At 70.6% G+C, this 16,949-nt stretch carries 18 protein-coding genes and 1 pseudogene; 4 read left to right on the top strand and 15 right to left on the bottom strand.

All coding sequences use genetic code 11. The features are described from left to right. The first annotated feature begins 114 nt into the window (after positions 1-114). Complete coding sequence (locus ACFVQG_RS28925; protein ID WP_383388950.1) at positions 115-966, top strand: helix-turn-helix transcriptional regulator; 852 nt, start codon at positions 115-117, stop codon at positions 964-966. A gap of 24 nt (positions 967-990) precedes the next feature. On the opposite strand, the gene ACFVQG_RS28920 is transcribed toward ACFVQG_RS28925, so the two are convergent. Next, positions 991-1,740 (bottom strand): SDR family oxidoreductase, encoded by a 750-nt coding sequence (locus ACFVQG_RS28920; RefSeq protein ID WP_383388948.1) that lies wholly within the window; start codon positions 1,738-1,740, stop codon positions 991-993. A gap of 95 nt (positions 1,741-1,835) precedes the next feature. On the opposite strand from ACFVQG_RS28920, the gene ACFVQG_RS28915 reads away from it, so the two are divergent. Beyond that, positions 1,836-2,444, top strand: a complete 609-nt coding sequence (locus tag ACFVQG_RS28915) for a TetR/AcrR family transcriptional regulator (protein ID WP_383388946.1) — start codon at positions 1,836-1,838, stop codon at positions 2,442-2,444. Between the two features lie 11 nt (positions 2,445-2,455). Here the strand turns inward: ACFVQG_RS28915 and rpmF are convergent, their stop codons facing one another. The 9 genes and pseudogenes from rpmF to ACFVQG_RS28870 form a co-directional block, all read right to left on the bottom strand. Beyond that, entirely contained in the window at positions 2,456-2,626 is a 171-nt protein-coding gene (rpmF, locus tag ACFVQG_RS28910; RefSeq protein ID WP_383388944.1) for a 50S ribosomal protein L32, read from the bottom strand. Positions 2,627-2,756: 130 nt separating this feature from the next. Beyond that, complete coding sequence (locus tag ACFVQG_RS28905) at positions 2,757-3,731, bottom strand: N-acetylglucosamine kinase (protein WP_383388942.1); 975 nt, start codon at positions 3,729-3,731, stop codon at positions 2,757-2,759. After that, a complete protein-coding gene (locus tag ACFVQG_RS28900) occupies positions 3,722-4,987 on the bottom strand; it encodes a 6-phospho-beta-glucosidase (RefSeq protein WP_383388940.1) in 1,266 nt (421 codons plus the stop codon). Before ACFVQG_RS28900 ends, ACFVQG_RS28905 begins: the two co-directional genes overlap by 10 nt. Positions 4,988-4,997: 10 nt before the next feature. After that, positions 4,998-5,861 (bottom strand): carbohydrate ABC transporter permease, encoded by an 864-nt coding sequence (locus ACFVQG_RS28895; protein WP_383388937.1) that lies wholly within the window; start codon positions 5,859-5,861, stop codon positions 4,998-5,000. 3 nt (positions 5,862-5,864) lie between these two features. Continuing rightward, on the bottom strand, positions 5,865-6,866 hold the full coding sequence (locus ACFVQG_RS28890) for a carbohydrate ABC transporter permease (RefSeq protein WP_383388934.1): 1,002 nt from the start codon (positions 6,864-6,866) through the stop codon (positions 5,865-5,867). 17 nt (positions 6,867-6,883) lie between these two features. Next, complete coding sequence (locus ACFVQG_RS28885; protein WP_383388932.1) at positions 6,884-8,221, bottom strand: ABC transporter substrate-binding protein; 1,338 nt, start codon at positions 8,219-8,221, stop codon at positions 6,884-6,886. A 108-nt stretch (positions 8,222-8,329) separates the two neighbouring features. Next, positions 8,330-9,553 (bottom strand): ROK family protein, encoded by a 1,224-nt coding sequence (locus tag ACFVQG_RS28880; protein WP_383388930.1) that lies wholly within the window; start codon positions 9,551-9,553, stop codon positions 8,330-8,332. Positions 9,554-9,760: 207 nt separating this feature from the next. Beyond that, positions 9,761-10,981, bottom strand: a complete 1,221-nt coding sequence (locus ACFVQG_RS28875) for a cellulase family glycosylhydrolase (protein ID WP_383389428.1) — start codon at positions 10,979-10,981, stop codon at positions 9,761-9,763. Between the two features lie 57 nt (positions 10,982-11,038). Then, a pseudogene (locus ACFVQG_RS28870) lies at positions 11,039-11,302 on the bottom strand (carbohydrate-binding protein); the annotation flags it as partial. Between the two features lie 246 nt (positions 11,303-11,548). Between ACFVQG_RS28870 and ACFVQG_RS28865 the strand changes: the two are divergent. Beyond that, positions 11,549-12,121, top strand: a complete 573-nt coding sequence (locus ACFVQG_RS28865; protein WP_383388928.1) for a dihydrofolate reductase family protein — start codon at positions 11,549-11,551, stop codon at positions 12,119-12,121. Positions 12,122-12,155: 34 nt separating this feature from the next. Here the strand turns inward: ACFVQG_RS28865 and ACFVQG_RS28860 are convergent, their stop codons facing one another. After that, positions 12,156-12,350, bottom strand: a complete 195-nt coding sequence (locus tag ACFVQG_RS28860; RefSeq protein WP_383388926.1) for a GMC oxidoreductase — start codon at positions 12,348-12,350, stop codon at positions 12,156-12,158. A 32-nt stretch (positions 12,351-12,382) separates the two neighbouring features. After that, positions 12,383-12,670 (bottom strand): hypothetical protein, encoded by a 288-nt coding sequence (locus ACFVQG_RS28855; RefSeq protein ID WP_383388924.1) that lies wholly within the window; start codon positions 12,668-12,670, stop codon positions 12,383-12,385. A gap of 228 nt (positions 12,671-12,898) precedes the next feature. Here ACFVQG_RS28855 and ACFVQG_RS28850 point away from each other — a divergent pair, with 228 nt between their 5' ends. After that, the gene (locus tag ACFVQG_RS28850; protein ID WP_383388922.1) at positions 12,899-13,954 is read left to right on the top strand and encodes a LacI family DNA-binding transcriptional regulator; all 1,056 of its coding nucleotides are present in this window, start codon (positions 12,899-12,901) and stop codon (positions 13,952-13,954) included. Between the two features lie 487 nt (positions 13,955-14,441). Here the strand turns inward: ACFVQG_RS28850 and ACFVQG_RS28845 are convergent, their stop codons facing one another. Genes ACFVQG_RS28845 through ACFVQG_RS28835 form a run of 3 tightly spaced genes read right to left on the bottom strand, consistent with a single transcriptional unit; the run spans position 14,442 to position 16,892 of the window. Beyond that, entirely contained in the window at positions 14,442-15,083 is a 642-nt protein-coding gene (locus ACFVQG_RS28845; protein WP_383388920.1) for a TetR/AcrR family transcriptional regulator, read from the bottom strand. Then, complete coding sequence (locus ACFVQG_RS28840; RefSeq protein ID WP_383388918.1) at positions 15,080-15,475, bottom strand: PaaI family thioesterase; 396 nt, start codon at positions 15,473-15,475, stop codon at positions 15,080-15,082. Before ACFVQG_RS28840 ends, ACFVQG_RS28845 begins: the two co-directional genes overlap by 4 nt. 46 nt (positions 15,476-15,521) lie before the next feature. After that, positions 15,522-16,892, bottom strand: a complete 1,371-nt coding sequence (locus ACFVQG_RS28835; protein ID WP_383389426.1) for an MFS transporter — start codon at positions 16,890-16,892, stop codon at positions 15,522-15,524. Positions 16,893-16,949: the final 57 nt, after the last annotated feature.

The following is a 16,949-nucleotide window of genomic DNA, read 5'->3' as shown; positions in this document are numbered from 1 at the left end:
TAGATCGTGGTGCCTGGATCCTCGTTCCGCGCCGAAGGCCGAGCCAGTTCCCTGTGTGTCCAGGGGAGTGGCAGGACCCCCTCACGCGAGCCGGAGGCGGCCTAGCGTGGAGGCATGAGCGAACAGCCGAACCTGCTGGGAGAGTTTCTGCGCGCTCGGCGCGCGCTCGTCACCCCGGAGGAGGCGGGCATCCCCGTCGTGGGTGTGCGCCGGGTGCCGGGGCTGCGGCGGGAGGAAGTGGCCATGCTGGCCGGTATCAGCGCCGACTACTACCTGCGCCTGGAACGCGGCCGGGACCGCCGCCCGTCCGTGCAGGTCCTCGAGTCCCTCACCGGCGTGCTGCGCCTCGATGACGACACCAGGGCGTATCTGTTCAGTCTGGCCGCCGACCGTCCCCGCCGTGTCCGGCGCCGACGGCGGGAGTCGGTGCCGTCCAGCACGGTGCGCTTTCTGTCGCTGCTGCCGGTTCCCGCGTTCGTCGAGGGGCGCTACCTCGACGTCCTCGCCACCAACCCGCTCGCCACCGCGCTCTCGCCACGGCTGGTGACGGGCGGCAACCGGCTGCGGGACGTCTTCCTCGACCCCGCCGAACAGAGCCTGTTCCCCGACTGGAAAGGGACCGCGGCAGCCCTGCTGGCAGGCTTCCGCGAGGCGGTCGGCCCCGACACGGACGACCCGCGCTGCATCGAACTCGTCGGTGAACTCTCCCTCGCCAGCCCGCTGTTCCAGAAGCTCTGGACCCGGCACGACGTACGCCCCCGGGGCGGTGCCACCGTGTGCTTCCAGCATCCGCAGGTCGGGGACATCACCCTCAGCCGGGAGAAACTCCACATCACCGGCACCGACGGCATGATGCTCGTCGCCTTCCACCCTGCTCCGGGCACTGCCAACGAGGACAAACTGGTGCTGCTCCGGTCGATGGCCGAGCGGCCGGGCCCGCCCCGCCTCAGCGAGCCCGGTCGGTGAAGGGCGCCGCCGTCGCCGCGGATCTCAGATCTGGTTCAGGCCGCCGTCGACGTACAGGCTCGAACCGGTGATGAAGCTGCTCTGCTCGGAGGCGAGGAAGGCCACGGCGGCGGCGATCTCCTCCGGGCGCCCGAGTCGGCCCAGCGGCACCTGTGTCGCCAGGTGCTCCCTGAGGGCGGCGGACCCCTCCGGGTCCGGAGCGAGCCCCGACAGACCGGGGGTGTCGGTCGGGCCGGGCGTCAGGGTGTTGACCCGGATGCCCCGTCCCTTGAGTTCGTTGGCCCAGGTCCGGGAGAACGACCGGGTGGCGGCCTTGGTCGCCGCGTACACACCGAACGCCTCGGCGCCGACGTCGACGTTGGTGGAGCCGTTCAGGATCACCGAGGCGCCGTCGTTGAGCAGGGGCAGCGCCTTCTGCACGGTGAACAGCGTGCCCCGGACGTTGATGCCGAAGAGGGTGTCGAAGTGCTCCTCGGTGACCTGTTCGAGCGGCACGAACTCGGCGACCGAGGCGTTCGCGAACAGGACGTCCAGGCCCCGTCCCCGGCCCCGTACCGTCTCGTAGAGCCGGTCCAGGTCGGCCGGGTCCGCGATGTCGCCGACCACCGCGGTGGCCGCCGCACCGATGACGTCGACGGCCGCTTCGAGTTCGGCCTCGCGTCGGCCGGTGATGAACACGTGCGCGCCCTCGGCCGCCAGCCGTACGGCGCTGGCCAGGCCGATGCCGGAGCCGCCTCCGGTGATGACAGCGGTCTTGCCCTCGAGCAGTCCCATGAGCGAACGCCTCCTCAGAATTCCGCATCGATCGATGCGGAACTCGAACGCTAGCACTTCCGTAGCGATCGATGCGGAAGAGGTAGGCTGCGGGTGTGGCAACCAAGAAGCGCGGCCCCGTCGGCCGACCGCGAGGATTCGACGCCGACGAGGCGCTGGAGCGCGCCATGCTGGTCTTCTGGGAGCACGGCTACGAAGGCGCCAGCCTGGCCAGCCTGACCGACGCGATGGGCATCTCCACCACCAGCATGTACGCGGCCTTCGGCAACAAGGAGGAACTGTTCCGCAAGGTCCTGGAGCGCTACACCGAAGGCCCGAGCGCCTATCTGGCCCGGGCCCTGGGGGAGCCGACCGCCCTCGGCGTCGCCACCGCGGTCCTGACGGGAGTCGTTCGCACCACCACCCGCCCGGCCCGTCCTCATGGGTGCCTGGGCGTCCAGGGCGCCCTGGCCACCAGCGACCCCGGGCAGGGAGTGCGCGACCTCCTCGCCGACTGGCGCAACGACGGCTGCTGCCGACTCCGGGAGCGGTTCCAGCGGGCCGTCGACGAGGGCGACCTGCCTCCGGAGGCCGACCCGGGGCTCCTGGCCCGCTATGTCAGCACCTTGGCGTTCGGCATCGCCGTGCAGGCCGCGAGCGGCGTCGGTTCCGATGAACTCCAGGAAATGGCCGACGCCGCCCTGCGCGGCTGGCCGCTGTCCTGAGGGTCGGCGGCTCAGCCCTCCGGGTGCAGCAGCCCCCGCCGGTAGGCCGGTACGAGGTGCTGCGGCACCCGATAGGTCACACCGTCCACCGTCACGGGCACCAGGTTCGGGGTGCTCGCCTTCCACTGGGCGCGGCGGTGGCGGGTGTTGCTGCGGGACATCTTGCGCTTGGGAACGGCCATGGAGGGCTTCCTCTCGGGAGGGACGCGGGATCCGGTGGCCGACGCTACATGAAAACGGTGTTCATTACTAACGGTGTGCGCCGACGGGCGCCTCCCGGTCAGGGGAGACGCCCGGCATCCCGCGGCCGTCTCAGCCGCCGTAGTACGCCCGCAGCCGCCCCGCCGCCCCCGGCCCCGCCCGCGACGCGTCCAGGGCGAGCAGCCCCGCCCCCAGCACGGGCGGCGCGGTCACGAAGCCGATGACCGCCTTCGGTGCCCGCTCGGCCAGGAGTTCCGCGATACGCGCCTCCAGTGCGGGATGGCGCGCGGCGAGCACGCCGCCGCCGAGCAGCACCGGTGCCTCCTCGTCCAGCAGCCCGAGCCGCCCGAGCGCCACCGTCGACAGCGCTACGACCTCCTCGGCCAGCCGGTGCACCACCGACAGCGCCACCGGGTCACCCCCGGCCGCCACCCGGAAGAGGACCGGCGTCAGTTCATGGCGCCGCTCGTCCGCGATCCGCTTCAGGTGCAGGGCCTCGATGAGGGCGTACATCGTCTCCAGGCCGAAGTGCGCGGGCAGTGCCCGGGCCAGCTCGGTCGGCTCGCCCCGGCCGTCCTCGGCGCGGGCCGCGAACCACAGGGCCTCGTCGGCGAGTTCGCCGCCCCCGCCCCAGTCCCCGGAGATCTTCCCGATCGCCGGGAAGCGCGCGGTCCGCCCGTCCGGGGTCATGCCGACGCAGTTGATGCCCGCGCCGCAGACCACGGCCACGCCCCGCGGCTCGTCGACCCCGGCCCGCAGGATCGCGAAGGTGTCGTTGTGCACCCGCACCGAGCGGCTCCAGCCCCGCCCGAGGAGGGCCCGTTCCAGCGCCGCCTCCTCCACGGGCAGATCGGCGTTGGCGAGACAGGCGGTGACATGGTCGAACGAGGCCGGGACCCCGGCGTCCGCGACCGCCCGGCCCACGATCTCCGCGAGCCCGTCGACCGCCGCCGCGACCCCCACCACCGGCGGCTGGAACTTGCCGCCCCGCGCCGTCCCGAGCACGTCCCCCTCCCGGGAGAGGACCGCCACGTCGGTCTTGCTGTTCCCGGCGTCGATCGCCAGGAGCGTCCCGTTCACGCCCACGCGAGGTGCTCCCGGTTGTGCGCGATCAGCCGGTCCGTGAGGCCCTCGGCGTACTCGTACTGCCCGACCAGCGGATGCGCGAGCAGCGCCTTGAAGACCCGGTCCCGGCCGCCGCGCAGCGCCGCCTCCAGGGCCAGGTCCTCGTACGCGGTCACCTGCGCGATCAGCCCGGCGTACAGCGGATCGAGCGGCGCCACCGGCAGCGGCTGCGCGCCCTTGGGACCCACCGCCGCCTGCGTCTCGATGACGGCGTCGTCCGGCAGGAACGGCAGGGTGCCGTTGTTGTACGCGTTCACCACCTGGTACGGCGAACCGCCCCCGCCGAGCAGGGCGGCGGCGAGGTCCACGGCCGCCTCCGAGTAGAAGGCGCCGCCCCGCCTGGCGAGCAGCGCGGGTTTCTCGTCGAGCGCCGGATCGCCGTACATCTCCAGCAACTCCCGCTCCATGGCGGCGACTTCGGCCGCCCGCGACGGCTTGGTACCCAGTTCCCGTACCACCTCGTCGTGCGCGTAGTAGTAGCGCAGGTAGTACGACGGGACCACCCCGAGCCGGTCCAGGACCGGGCGCGGCAGCCGCAGGTCGGCGGCGATCGTGTCGCCGTGCCCGGCGAGCAGCCCGGGGAGCACGTCCTCCCCTTCCGGGCCGCCGAGCCGTACCGCCGTCTCCCAGGTCAGGTGGTTGAGCCCGACGTGGTCGAGATGGAGGTCGGCCGGGGCCACCTCCCACAGCTCCGCGAACTTGCGCTGGAGCCCGATGGCCACGTTGCACAGGCCCACGGCCCGGTGCCCGGCGTGCAGCAGGGCGCGGGTGACGATGCCGACGGGGTTGGTGAAGTCGATGATCCAGGCGTTCGGGCTGGTGCGCCGGACCCGTTCGGCGATGTCCAGGACGACCGGGACCGTCCGCAGCGCCTTGGCGAGGCCGCCCGCGCCGGTGGTCTCCTGGCCGACGCAGCCGCACTCCAGCGGCCAGGTCTCGTCCTCGTTCCGGGCGGCCTGCCCGCCGACCCGCAGTTGCAGCAGCACGGCGTCGGCGCCCTCGACCCCGGCGTCCAGGTCGCCGGTGGTGACGATCCTCCCGGGGTGGCCCTGCCTGGCGAAGATACGGCGGGCGAGTCCGGCGACCAGTTCCAGCCGCTCGGCGGCCGGGTCGACGAGGGTGAGTTCGGTGACGGGCAGGGTGTCGCGCAACCGCGCGAAACCGTCGATCAGTTCGGGGGTGTAGGTGGAGCCGCCCCCCACGACAGCGAGCTTCATGGTGTGTCTGTCAGCCCTTCACTCCGGTCAGTGTGACTCCCTCGACGAACGCCTTCTGGGCGAAGAAGAACACGAGGATCACGGGGGCCATGACCAGGACGGTCGCGGCCATGGTCAGATTCCAGTCGGTGTGGTGCGCGCCCTTGAAGGATTCCAGGCCGTAGCTCAGGGTCCACGCCGCCGGGTTCTCGGAGGCGTAGATCTGTGGCCCGAAGTAGTCGTTCCAGCAGTAGAAGAACTGGAACAGGGCCACGGCGGCGATCCCGGGCTTCGCCATCGGCAGGACGACCCTGACCAGGGTGCGCAGTTCGCCGCAGCCGTCGATGCGGGCGGCCTCGACGTACTCGTTCGGGATGGTCAGCAGGAACTGCCGCAGCAGGAAGATCGCGAACGCGTCGCCGAAGGCCATCGGGATGATCAGCGGCCACAGGGTGCCCGACAGGTCGAGCTGCTTCGCCCAGAACAGGTACATCGGGATGATCACCACCTGCGGCGGCAGCATCATCATCGAGATGACGAGCAGCAGCGACAGATGGCGGCCACGGAAGCGGAACTTGGCGAGCGCGTACGCCACCGGGACGGACGACACCACCACCAGGACGGTGCCGAGTCCGGCGTAGAGCAGCGAGTTCTTCCACCAGGTGACGAAGCCGGGGGTCTCGAAGACCTGGACGTAGTTGTCCCAGTGCCAGGAGTCCGGCGTGAGGTCCCGGGTCAGGGCCTGCTGGTCGCTCATGAGCGAGGTCAGCAGGACGAACACGAAGGGCAGTACGAAGAACAGGGCCGCGGCGACGCCGAGTGAGTGGACGGCGATCCAGTGCAGCAGCGCCTTGCGCCGGACGGTGGCGGGGACGAGGACGGGAGGGGAGGTCATGGTTCAGTCACCCGAGCCGATCAGGCCGCCGCGCCGCCGCATGAGCAGCGCGGTGAAGGTCATGGAGAGGGCGAACAGGACGAGGGCGACGACACAGGCGGCGCCGTAGTCGAAGCGGCCGAAGCCGAGGTTGTAGACGAGCTGCGGCAGCGTGAGCGTGGAGTCGTCCGGGTAGCCCGGTTCGAAGGTCTGGCCGGAGCCGCCCATCACGCCGGAGGCGACCTTCGAGGCCACGATCGGCTGGGTGTAGTACTGCATCGCGCCGATGATCCCGGTGACGACCGCGAAGAGGACGATCGGCGAGATGGTCGGCAGGGTCACGTACCGGAACCGCTGCCAGGCCGAGGCGCCGTCCAGCTCCGCCGCCTCGTACTGCTCCTTCGGTACGTCGAGCAGGGCCGCCATGAAGATCACCATCAGGTCGCCGACGCCCCACACGGCGAGGACCGTCAGCGCGGGCTTGGACCAGTCGGCGTCGTTGAACCAGGAGGGCGCGGGCAGACCGACCGCCTCGAGCAGGGAGTTGACCGGTCCCGTGCCGGGGTTGAGCAGGAAGACGAAGGCGAGGGTCGCGGCCACCGGCGGGGCCAGGTAGGGCAGGTAGAAGAGGGTCCGGAAGACGCCGGTGCCGGTCTTGATCTTGGTGATGAGCAGGCCGGTGCCGAGTCCGAAGACCACCCGGCAGGCGACCATGACGACCGCGAGCCACAGCGTGTTCTGCATCGCGGGCCAGAACTTCGGCAGGTCGGTGAGGACGTACGTCCAGTTGTCCAGCCCCCGCCAGGTCGGCGGGTTGAGGCCGTCGTACTTCATCAGCGAGAAGTACACGGTGGACAGGAGCGGATAGGCGAAGAAGACGCCGAACCCGATCAGCCAGGGCGACATGAAGGCCAGCGTGCGCAGCGCCTCGCGGCGGCGCTTCGACCGCCGGGCGCGCCGCCGGGCGGCGGACGCGGCGGCCGGGGCCGGGTCCGCCGTCTTCGCGGGCAGGGTGTCCGTGCTCATGGCAGCCGCTCCGGCCGTCACTTGGACCGGGCGATGTCGCGGTCTATCTGGGCGGCGGTCTCCTCCAGACCCTTCTGCAGATCGCTGACCTCGCCCTTCTCGTACTTCTGGGCGAAGTCGGTGAGGGTGTCCTGGTAGGTGGAGCCGTTGACCGCGTTGTCCGAGGTGGTGGACTCGGGGTGCTGGGCGATGTCGAGGAAGACCCGGAAGCGGTCGTCGAACTTCAGGTCGGGGGACTTCAGCGCGTCCAGGGTGGAGGGCACATTGCCGATCGCGCCCGCGAAGCTCACCACGGCGTCGGTGTCCATGGTCATGTATTTGACGAGTTCCCAGGCGGCGTTCTGCTTCTTGCTCTGCGGGGCGATGCCCATGATCGTGCCGGAGAGGTAGCCCTTGCCGTACTCCTTCACCTCGTCGTCGGCGACGGGCAGCGGGGCCACGCCCACCTCGAAGTCGACGCCCGCGTCCTCGATGAAGTTCAGCCGCCACTCGCCGTCGAGCTGCATGGCGACCTGACCGGTGTGGAAGGGGTGCTCGGCGCCCCACTCGTCACCGAAGGTGGTGCGGTACTTGTCGAGCTTCCTGAACCCGCCGAGGTCGTCCACCAGCGACTTCTGATACGTCATCATCTCGGCGAAGGCCGGGTCCTTGGCGATGTTGGACTTGCCGTCGGCGTCGAAGTACCGGTGGTTCCACTGGGACATGTAGTGCGAGACGACCGTCTCGTAGCCGAGGTAGTTCGGCATGAAGCCGAGCTGTTCGTACGAGTCACCCTTGGGCTTCGTCAGCTTCTTCGCGACCTCGGTGAACTCCGACCAGGTCTTCGGCGGGGCGGTGATCCCGGCCGCCTCGAAGGCGTCCTTGTTGTAGTACAGCCCGTACGCGTCGGAGAGCAGCGGCAGCGCGCAGCGCACGCCCTCGAACTGGGTGTACTCCTGGAGGACCTTCGGGAACGTCTTGTCGAGGTCGACCTCGTCCTTCTCCAGGAAGGGTCCCAGGTCGGCGAGCGCGCCGGAGGCGCAGAACTTGCCGACGTTGGCGGTGGTGAACGAGGAGACCACGTCCGGCCCGTTCGAACCGCCCGCCCGCAGGGCCTGGTTGAGCTTGTCGTCGTTGATGTTGCCGACGACCTTCACCCTGATGTTCGGGTGGGCCTTCTCGAAGCGGGCCACGTTGTCCTTGATCGCCTTGACCTCGGACGGGGCCGACCAGCCGTGCCAGAAGGTGATGGTGGTCTCGGCGTTGGGGTCGTCGGTCGCGGTGTTGTCCGTGGAGCCGGTACAGGCGGAGGCGAGGAGGGCGGCCGAGACGGTGACGGCGAGCGCGGCGGCGGTTCTGCGCGGGGGTACGGGCATGGCGGTGTCTCCCGGTGGCGAGGGCGAACGGGGTGGGGAAGGCGGACGCGGGGTGTGCTGGTCGGACCCCGGGGCGCGACGGCGCCGGGGCTGACGGGTCGGGGGCGGTCAGCGCGAGGTGTCGAAGACCTCGTCGCGGGTGGTGGCCAGGGCGCTTTCGAGCGCCCCGCGGAGCACGGGGGCCCCGGGCACGGCGGTGAGGACGAGCCGCGGCCGGGAGGCCGCGAGGTCGGCGAGTTCGGACTGGACGCGGGCCCGCAGGGGCTCGCCACCGGCGACGAGCACGCCCCCGGACAGCACGATCAGCTCCGGGTCGAGTACGGCGACCAGCGAGGCGAGTCCGGTGGCGAGCCGCTCCGCGTACCGGTCGAGCAGCTCCGCGTACCGGCTGTCGTCCTCGTGGGCCTGGGCGGCCCGGGCGAGCAGGTCGCTCGCGACCGGCACATAGGGCCGCTCGGGGGTGTCGATGCCGACGTCCAGGGCGAGCCGGGGGATGGCCTGGACGCCCGCGAGTTCCTGGAAGCCACCGGAGTTGGCCTTGGTGACCTGACGGACCAGCGGGGTACCGGGCACCGGCAGGAAGCCGACCTCGCCCGCACCGCCGGTGAAGCCGCGGTGCAGCCTGCCGCCGAGGACGAGGGCGGCGCCGATGCCCTCCTCGTTCCACAGCAGGGCGAAGTCGGCATGGCCGCGGGCGGCACCGAGCCGCTGCTCGGCGATGGCCACGAGATTGACGTCGTTCTCGTACTCGAACGGCATCGGCAGGGCGGCGGCCAGCTCCGCCAGCAGGGTGGGGGAGTGCCAGCCGGGCAGGTGGGAGGCGTACCGCAGCCGTCCGGTGGCCGGGTCGAAGGCGCCGGGGGTGCCGATCACCAGGCGCCGGACCTCACCGGCGGTGAGCCCCGCGGCCTTGACGGCCCCGTCGAGCGCGTCGCCGACCTGCCGGACCACGCCGGTGCCGGTACGGCCGCCGGTGCGCAGCTCGTACTCGCCCACCACGGCGCCGGTGATGTCGGCCACCGCGGCGCGGACGCGGTGTTCGTTGACGTCCAGTCCGGCGGCGTACGCGGCCCGGGCGTTGAGCGCGTAGAGCTGGGCGCTCGGGCCCGGGCGGCCCGCGCTGGTGCCGGTGACGACGACGAGCCCGGCGGCCTCGAGCCGGGCGAGGAGCTGCGAGGCGGTCGGCTTCGACAGGCCGGTGAGCTTGCCGATCCGGGTGCGGGAGAGGCTGCCGTGTTCGAGCAGCAGGTCGAGGGCGGCGCGGTCGTTCATGGCGCGCAGCACGCTGGGCGTGCCCGGGGTTCCCGGAGTGTCCTGACTCGTCCCTGCCATGGGGTCGCACCTGCCCTTCGACGCTGGTGGAGCCATTGTGACGCGTACGGCGCCCGGCTCCGCCGGTGGATCTGTTAGCAAAGTTTCCTATCGGTTAGGGAGGACGGTAGGACGAGCGTCGTGGAACCGTCAATACCCGGTCGTGGGACGGCCCCGTCGGCAACGCAAGCGTTACCGGCGGGGCCGCTGGGGGAGGGAAGCCCGTCCTCAGCCCGTGGGGAAGGAGTCCGGGGTACGGATCCGGTCGCGGACCCAGACACCGGCGGGCTTGAGTGACGTGGTGCCGGTCCAGGGGCCGTTGGTGCCGCAGGTACCGGCCTTGAACACGGCGCCGGAGCGCTGGTCGTCGGAGAAGTTCCAGTTGACCCAGCTGATCTTCCTGGCGGCCATCAGGTCGAGGTACCGCTGGGCGTTGGCGAAGTCGTTCGGGCCGTCGCCGGATGCCTCCTGGGTGCCGAACTCCGTGACGAAGACGGGGATCCGGTTCGACGCCCGGTCGAGGGCGTCCAGGTACTCCTGGCCGTGCGAGGCCGCGTAGAAGTGGAACGTATACATGATGTTGGTCGCCCGCACCGGATCGTTGATGACGTCGGTCTCGTCGCGGCCGTCCGAGATGCCGAGCGAGCCCCAGCCGTGCGTGCCGACGAGGATGGGCGTGGCCGGGTCCTGGGCGCGGATGACGGGGATGAGCTGCTCGGCGTAGGACCTGACCCGCGACCAGCTCACGCCGTTGGGCTCGTTGGCGATGTCGTACAGCAGGTTTGTCTTGCCGCGGTGCCGCTGGGCGATCTCGGTGAAGAACGTCTTGGCGCGCTCCAGGTTGTGGTTCGGGTCGCCGGGTGTGAGCTGGTGCCAGTCGACGAGGGCGTACATGCCGCGGGCGGTGGCCATCTCGATGAGCTGGTGCACCCGGTCGGTGAACATCCTCGGGTTGGTCTCGTAGCCGCCCTCCTGGACGTAGAGCGAGATGCGCAGGACGTCGGCGTTCCAGTCACCCGCGAGCGCGTCCAGGGAGCCGTTGGTCAGGCACTGGCTGTACCACTGGAGTCCGTGGCTGCTCATGCCGCGCAGCTGGACCGGTTTGCCGTACTGGTTGCACAGTTGCACGCCGCACACCTTCAGCCGCCCGTTGACGGCGGCGGGCGTACTGCCCGGTGGCGTCCCGCCCCCGTCGCTCCGCGTGCTGACGCTGAGGGACTGGGAGGCCGCGGACACATTGCCCGCCGCGTCCCGGGCGCGCACGGTGAACGCGTACGCCGTGCTCGGCGTCAGGCCGCCGACGGTGTACGAGGTGCCGGTCGTGGTGGTGACCTGGGTGCCGTCGCGGTAGAGCGTGTAGCCGGTCACGCCCACATTGTCGGTGGACGCGTTCCAGGCCAGCGACACGCTGGTGGCGGTGGTGCCCGTGCTGCGCAGGCTCGTCGGCACGGAGGGGGCGGCGGTGTCCGTGCCGCCGCCGCTGTCGCCGAGGGGCTTCCACAGCGCGGGGGTGCTGGAGGGTTCCCAGCCGGTGAGGGACGTGTGGCTCTGCAGGCACTCGTAGTCCTTGCCGCCGTAGGACACGCGGGTGCCCGCCGGGTACGGGGTGTTGGGCTGCCAGGCCGGATAGGCGGCGATCCGGGCGGCGCTGGTGGGCTCGGAGGCGGTGGTGGACGCGCCGGTGGACGCGGTCGCGGCGGCGGGGATCAGGCCGAGGCCGAGACCGGTGAGGAGCGCGCCGGTGAGGAGGGTGGAGAGGGGTCTGCGCATGATGACCTCGTGGTGGGGATTGGGCACGGGGCACACTGGCGAACTGTAAGGAAAGCTTCCTTACGATTGCTGCGAGGGTAGGAGCATGACGGGACACGGTCAAGGGTGCGGACCGAGGGAGGCAGATCGACGGACGCGGACCGAGGGAGGCGGACCCGGCGGACGCGGACCGATGAGTTTCTCCGCGTGCGGCGGTCAGAGATCATGTCGGTGCAACACACAGACCGAGGAACCGAGGTACCGAAGATGCGCACTCTGATCAGCACGGCCTTCGTATCACTCGACGGCGTCGTGGAGGCCCCGGGCGGCGAGCCCGGCTACCGGAACTCGGGGTGGACCTTCAAGGAGGTGGAGTTCCTCCCCGAGGCCTACGAGATCAAGGGCCGCGAGCAACAGGAAGCCGCCGCGCTGCTGTTGGGCCGGGTGAGCTACGAGGCGTTCAGCCCGGTGTGGCCGGACATGGAGGAGTTCGCCGAGTACAAGGTGATGCCGAAGTACGTCGTCTCCACCACGCTCACCGAGGACGACCTCGTGTCGAACTGGGGCGAGACCACGATCCTGCGCTCACTCGACGAGGTCGCCGCGCTGAAGGAGACGGAGGGCGGGCCCATCATCGTGCACGGCAGCGCGTCCCTGAACCACGCCCTCTCGGACGCCGGGCTCATCGACCGCTACCACCTGCTCGTCTTCCCGCTGCTGCTCGGCGCGGGCAAGCGTCTGTTCAGCACCTCCGACAAGGACACGCAGAAGCTGAAGCTCGTCGAGCACGAGGCCTATGCCAACGGCCTGCAGAAGATGGTCTTCGACGTCGTCCGCTGACCGGATCCCGGCTGCCCGCCGGGCCCGACCGCCCTCACCGGCACGCGTCCGCGATGCCCGGGGCCACCCGCAGCGCGTTGGCCGCGATGGTGAGGGCGGGGTCGAGGGCCGCCGAGGACGGGAAGAACGAGCCGTCCACGATCCAGAGGTTGTCGACGTCGTGGCTGCGGCACTGTGAATCGAGCACGCTGGTCGAGGGGGCATGGCCTGCCACGGCGGTCCCGCACATGTGTGAGTCCGTGGCGATGTCCATCCGCTCGGTCAGGACCACCGGGTACCCGGCCTTGCGTACCGCCTTGGTGATCCGCCGGACCAACTCCTCGTGCGGACCGTGTTGTTGGGGGGGGGCGAGTCGATGATGGCGCGTGCACCGTCGACCCGGACCCGGTTGTCGGGGTCGGGCAGGTTCTCGGTGGTCAGGTAGAGGTCGATGCTGTGGTCGGTGACGGCCTTCAGGGCCCACATGGGTGCCCACGAGCGCGCCCAGTCCGCGATCGCGTACGGGAAGTGGCCGGGCCAACCGCCGTAGAGATAGAAGACCTTGGTCATCAATGGCTCCAAGGGGGGCAGAGGGCTTTGGTGATGGAGCCGTCGTGATTTGGTGATTTGGTGACCCGGCCTCGGGGACCTTGGTGAGGCTTGGTAAAGTTTGGTGATACGATTCATCATTCCTTGGTAAACCGTATCACCAAGTGAGGTGCGGTCAACCGGAGCGGAGGGGGAAATTAGGATTGCCGGGTATCGGGCGACCGAGAGGCCCGCGGCATCGTCGGAGGGTTGGACAGCGCGTTGGTCACCATGAAGGACGTGGCACGGGCCGCGGGAGTCTCCCAGGCGACCGTGTCGTACGTCTACAGCAACCTGGGCAGGGTCTCCCAGGCCCAGCGCGAGCATGTCTACGCCGTGGCCGCCCAGCTCGGATACGCCGGGCCGAACGCGGTGGGCAGCAGCCTGCGCTCCGGGCGGGTGGGCGCGGTGGGTGTCGTGGTCATGGACGCGGTGGCCGACGCTCTGGAGGATCCTTCGACGATTCTGCTGATGAAGGGCATCGCCGAGGTCGGCGACCTCGAGGACGTGGCCCTGACGCTGCTGTCGGCCGGTGAGGACGTACGGAACTCCCGGGCGTTGCGCGGCCTGGTCGACGGGATCGTGCTGCACAACATGCCCGAGGAACATCCGCTGGCCGGGGCGCTGGCCGCGTCCGGTGTGCCCGCGGTGGCCGTGGACTCCCCGCGCGGCAGTGGTCTGCCGTACGTGGGCATTGACGACCGGCGGGGCGCCCGGCTCCAGATGGAGCATCTGCTGGGACTCGGCCACCGGCGGGTGGGCATCCTCGTCGACAAGCTGTTCGTCCAGGGCGATGGCGGCCTGGTGGGCCTCGCCGAGGCGCGCCGGGCGACCGAGCGCAACGCCAGGGAACGACTGGCCGGTCATCTCAGGGCCTGGCGCGACGCCGGTCTCGACCTGTCCGAGCTGCGGATCGTGGACGCCGCCGGGATCGACGAAGCGGCGGGCGCCCGGGCGGCCCGGACCCTGTTCGAACAGGCCGATGTGACGGCGGTCGTCGCGCTGTCCGACGTGCACGCGGCAGCCGCGATGAGGGTCGCGCGGGACCTGGGGATGGCGGTGCCGCGCGATGTCTCGGTGATCGGTTACGACGACGCGCCCGTGGCCGCCCTGACCGACCTCTCCACGATCCATCAGCCGATCGTGGAGAAGGGTCGGCAGGCCGCCGTCATGCTGTTGGACCGTATCGCCGGGGGCACCCGCAAGCGGACTCTGCTGCGCACGAGCCTGGTGGAGCGGGGCTCCACGGCCGCGCCACGCCGGTGAGGCCGTGGAGCCCCGCTCCGCTCAGCGCGCAGGCTCTGGGGCCGCGCGGGGCCGGGTCGGGCGTGGGCGAGGCCTTCGGTTCGGCAGGCGCGTTCGCGGCCCTCATGAGCATGGGTCCGCATACGGCGACCAGTCCCAGGAGGACGACCGACAGCGGAGGCATCCACCGGATGCCGAAGGCGTCGACGACGACGGTGATCGCGGCGGGACCGACGAGCTTGCCGCAGTAGCCGATCGCGTTGACCAGACCGATGTTGCGGCCCGCGTTGGCCGGATCACGGCGTCCTGTGGCGGGAGCAGTTCGTCCGGGCCGAGCGGCCAGCGGCCCGCCCAGGAGGTCCGCGACCCCGACAGCAGCGCGCTGCTCGGCGGGGCATGCGGCCGTCTGTCCCGGCTGGAACGCTTCGAGGGCCATGCCCGCTCGGGTGACGTGCGTGCGGCGAAGTACGGTTCGGATCCGCTGAGTTGGGCGCCGTGAGGTCAGGCCTCAGTCCGACCGCGCCAGGGTGGCCAGCGAGGGCCTGGAGGCATGGGCGGTGTGCAGTGCGCCGTGGACGGCGGCGGACGCCGCCCGGCCGAGGTAGCGAGCGGTGTCCCGGGGCCATGCGTCCCGCTCCTGGTGGATCAGAAGGGAGACCGCCCCGTGCACGCTGGCACACAGCAGCCGGGCGGTCTCGGTCCTGCTCTCCACCGGTACCCCGGCATCACGACAGGCGGTGACCTTGTCCCGGAAGTAGCGGAAACACGCGTCCTCGTTCCGGCGACTGGCCTCGGTGGCCTCGCCGTCCATCACCAGCCGGTACTGGGCGGGGTGGCGAAGCCCGAAGGCGATGTAGGCGACGCAGGTCTCGTAGAGCGCTGTCACCGGATCCGAGACGTCCCGGGACACCGCCTCCAACTCCGTGAACAGGGAACTCCACACCCGCAGGCATGTGGCGTGCACGAGTTCCGTCTTCGAGGCGAAGTGCAGGTAGACGGCCGGTGGGGTGACGCCCGCACTGGTGGCCACCGCGCGAATCGTCAGAGCGTCGGCGCCACCGTCCTCGAGCAGTTGACCGGCGATGTCGAGAAGCCGGTCGCGGAGCAGGGCGCCCTGGCCCTTGGCGGCGCGCACGCGGGAGCCGGTCACAGTTTGACGGCGGTGACCACCTGGGTCACCCGGGCGCACAGTTCGCCCGTGGCGTCACGCACGTTGACCTCGACGACGGTGTTGCGCCCCACACGCAGGGGACGTGCCGTCGCGACGACGTCGGTGTGCGCCGGGCGCAGGAAGTGCGTGGTCGACTCCACGGTGGCCGGTGCGGCACCGTCCGGACCGTTGAGTGCGGCGCACACGGCAGCGCTCACATCGGCGAGTCCCATCAACGCCCCGCCATGGAGGCCACCGCCCACCGTGGACAGGGAGTGGTCGTGCGCCAGCGTCGCTCGAACACCGGTGGCCGCTATCTCGTTGAACACGACTCCGAGTGTCTTGGTGTAGGGCGCGAGGGCGTAGACGTCTTCGGCTGCGAGTGTGGGCACCGGCTGCTCCCATCTGGGTTAGTGGCGATAAGTTATCGACGTTAACTCACCTCGTCAACCCGGGACTTCCGGTCGAGTCGGAGGTGGACGAGGCGGGGGCGGCGTCGCCCGGCGCCGTGCCGACGCGGCCCAGCGACCGGTCGACCGTGCACAGGAGCAGGAACAGCGCGGCGACGCCGATGAGCAGCCAGGCCATGGCGTGCAGGCCGGAACTGGTGGCGCCGTCACGGAAGAACACGGCGCTCGCCGCCGCGGCGAACAGCGCGCCGATGTACATGAACGTGCGCAGCAGCCCCGCGGACGAGCCCATACGGGCCGAGTCGGCCTGCGCGTACAGGGCGTTCTGGTTGGCCAGCCCGATCAACCCGTGCGGGATGCCGACGACCGCGCTGAGCACGACGAGCACCCAGACCGGGGTGTCGGCGCGGAGGAGCAACAACGCCGCGCAGCCGACGCATTGGAAGACCGCGCCCACGACCAGTTTGCCCCGCACCTGGCCGCGGCGTCCCGTCAGCGCGGTGACACCGATCGCCGTCGCCGACAACGGCAGCAGAAGCAGCCCGGCCTGCGACGCGTTCAGCGCTCGGCCCTCCTGGAGCCACATGCTGTAGCCGTAGAAGAAGGCGTACGACGTGGTGTAGGCGAGGCACTGCCGGGTGAACGTGGCGAGCAGCGGAACGTTCCCGCCCAGGACCCGGAGGTCTATGAACGGCTGCTTGACGCGGAGTTCGCGGCGGACGAACACCGCGCCCGTGGCCAGGCCGAGCACCGGCAGATACCAGTAGGCGACCGCCGGGTTCATCAGGAAGAACATGAACGCGGTCAGGGATCCGGCGAACCACAGCATGCCCAACACGTCGATGCGTGCCGTCCTGCCCGAAGGCATGGCGCGTGGCAGCCACAGCGCGCCGAGGACGAGACACATGAGCGACAGCGGCACGTTGATGCCGAAGATCAGGTGCCAGCCACCCGCGCCGATCAGCAGGCCACCCAGGGTCGGGCCGACGACCGCGATGACCTGGTTGGAGATCGACAGCGCGGCCAGGACGCCACTCGGGTTCTTCCGGCCGGTGCGCTCGGACTCGGAGCGCAGCAGCGACATCGACGCCGGGAAGGCCGCCGAGGTACCGAAGCCGAGGAGGACGCGGGAGGCGACCAGTACCCACAGGTTCGGCGCGAGGGTGCCCAGCAGCCCGGCGAGTCCCGCCAGCGCCGTGCCGAGCAGATAGAGCCGACGCGGACCGAACGCGTCGACGAGTCGGCCGATCACCGGCTGGCCGACGGCCGTCGCGAGGTAGAGACCGGAGACCAGCCATGCCGTCTGCGAGGGCGGTACGTCGAAGGCGTGGCCGATGGGAATCAGCGCGACCGCGAGCATCGAGGAGTTGATGGGGTTGAGGATCGAGCCCAGGATCATCGGCGCGATCAGGCGGCGGTCGAAGCCGTCCCGCTCGGCCCGACGCTGTCTGCGCAG

Source organism: Streptomyces sp. NPDC057877, assembly GCF_042796855.1.
Lineage (GTDB): Bacteria > Actinomycetota > Actinomycetes > Streptomycetales > Streptomycetaceae > Streptomyces.
The sequence above is the reverse complement of the archived record's forward strand: the minus strand, read 5'-3'. Positions and strand labels throughout refer to the sequence as shown.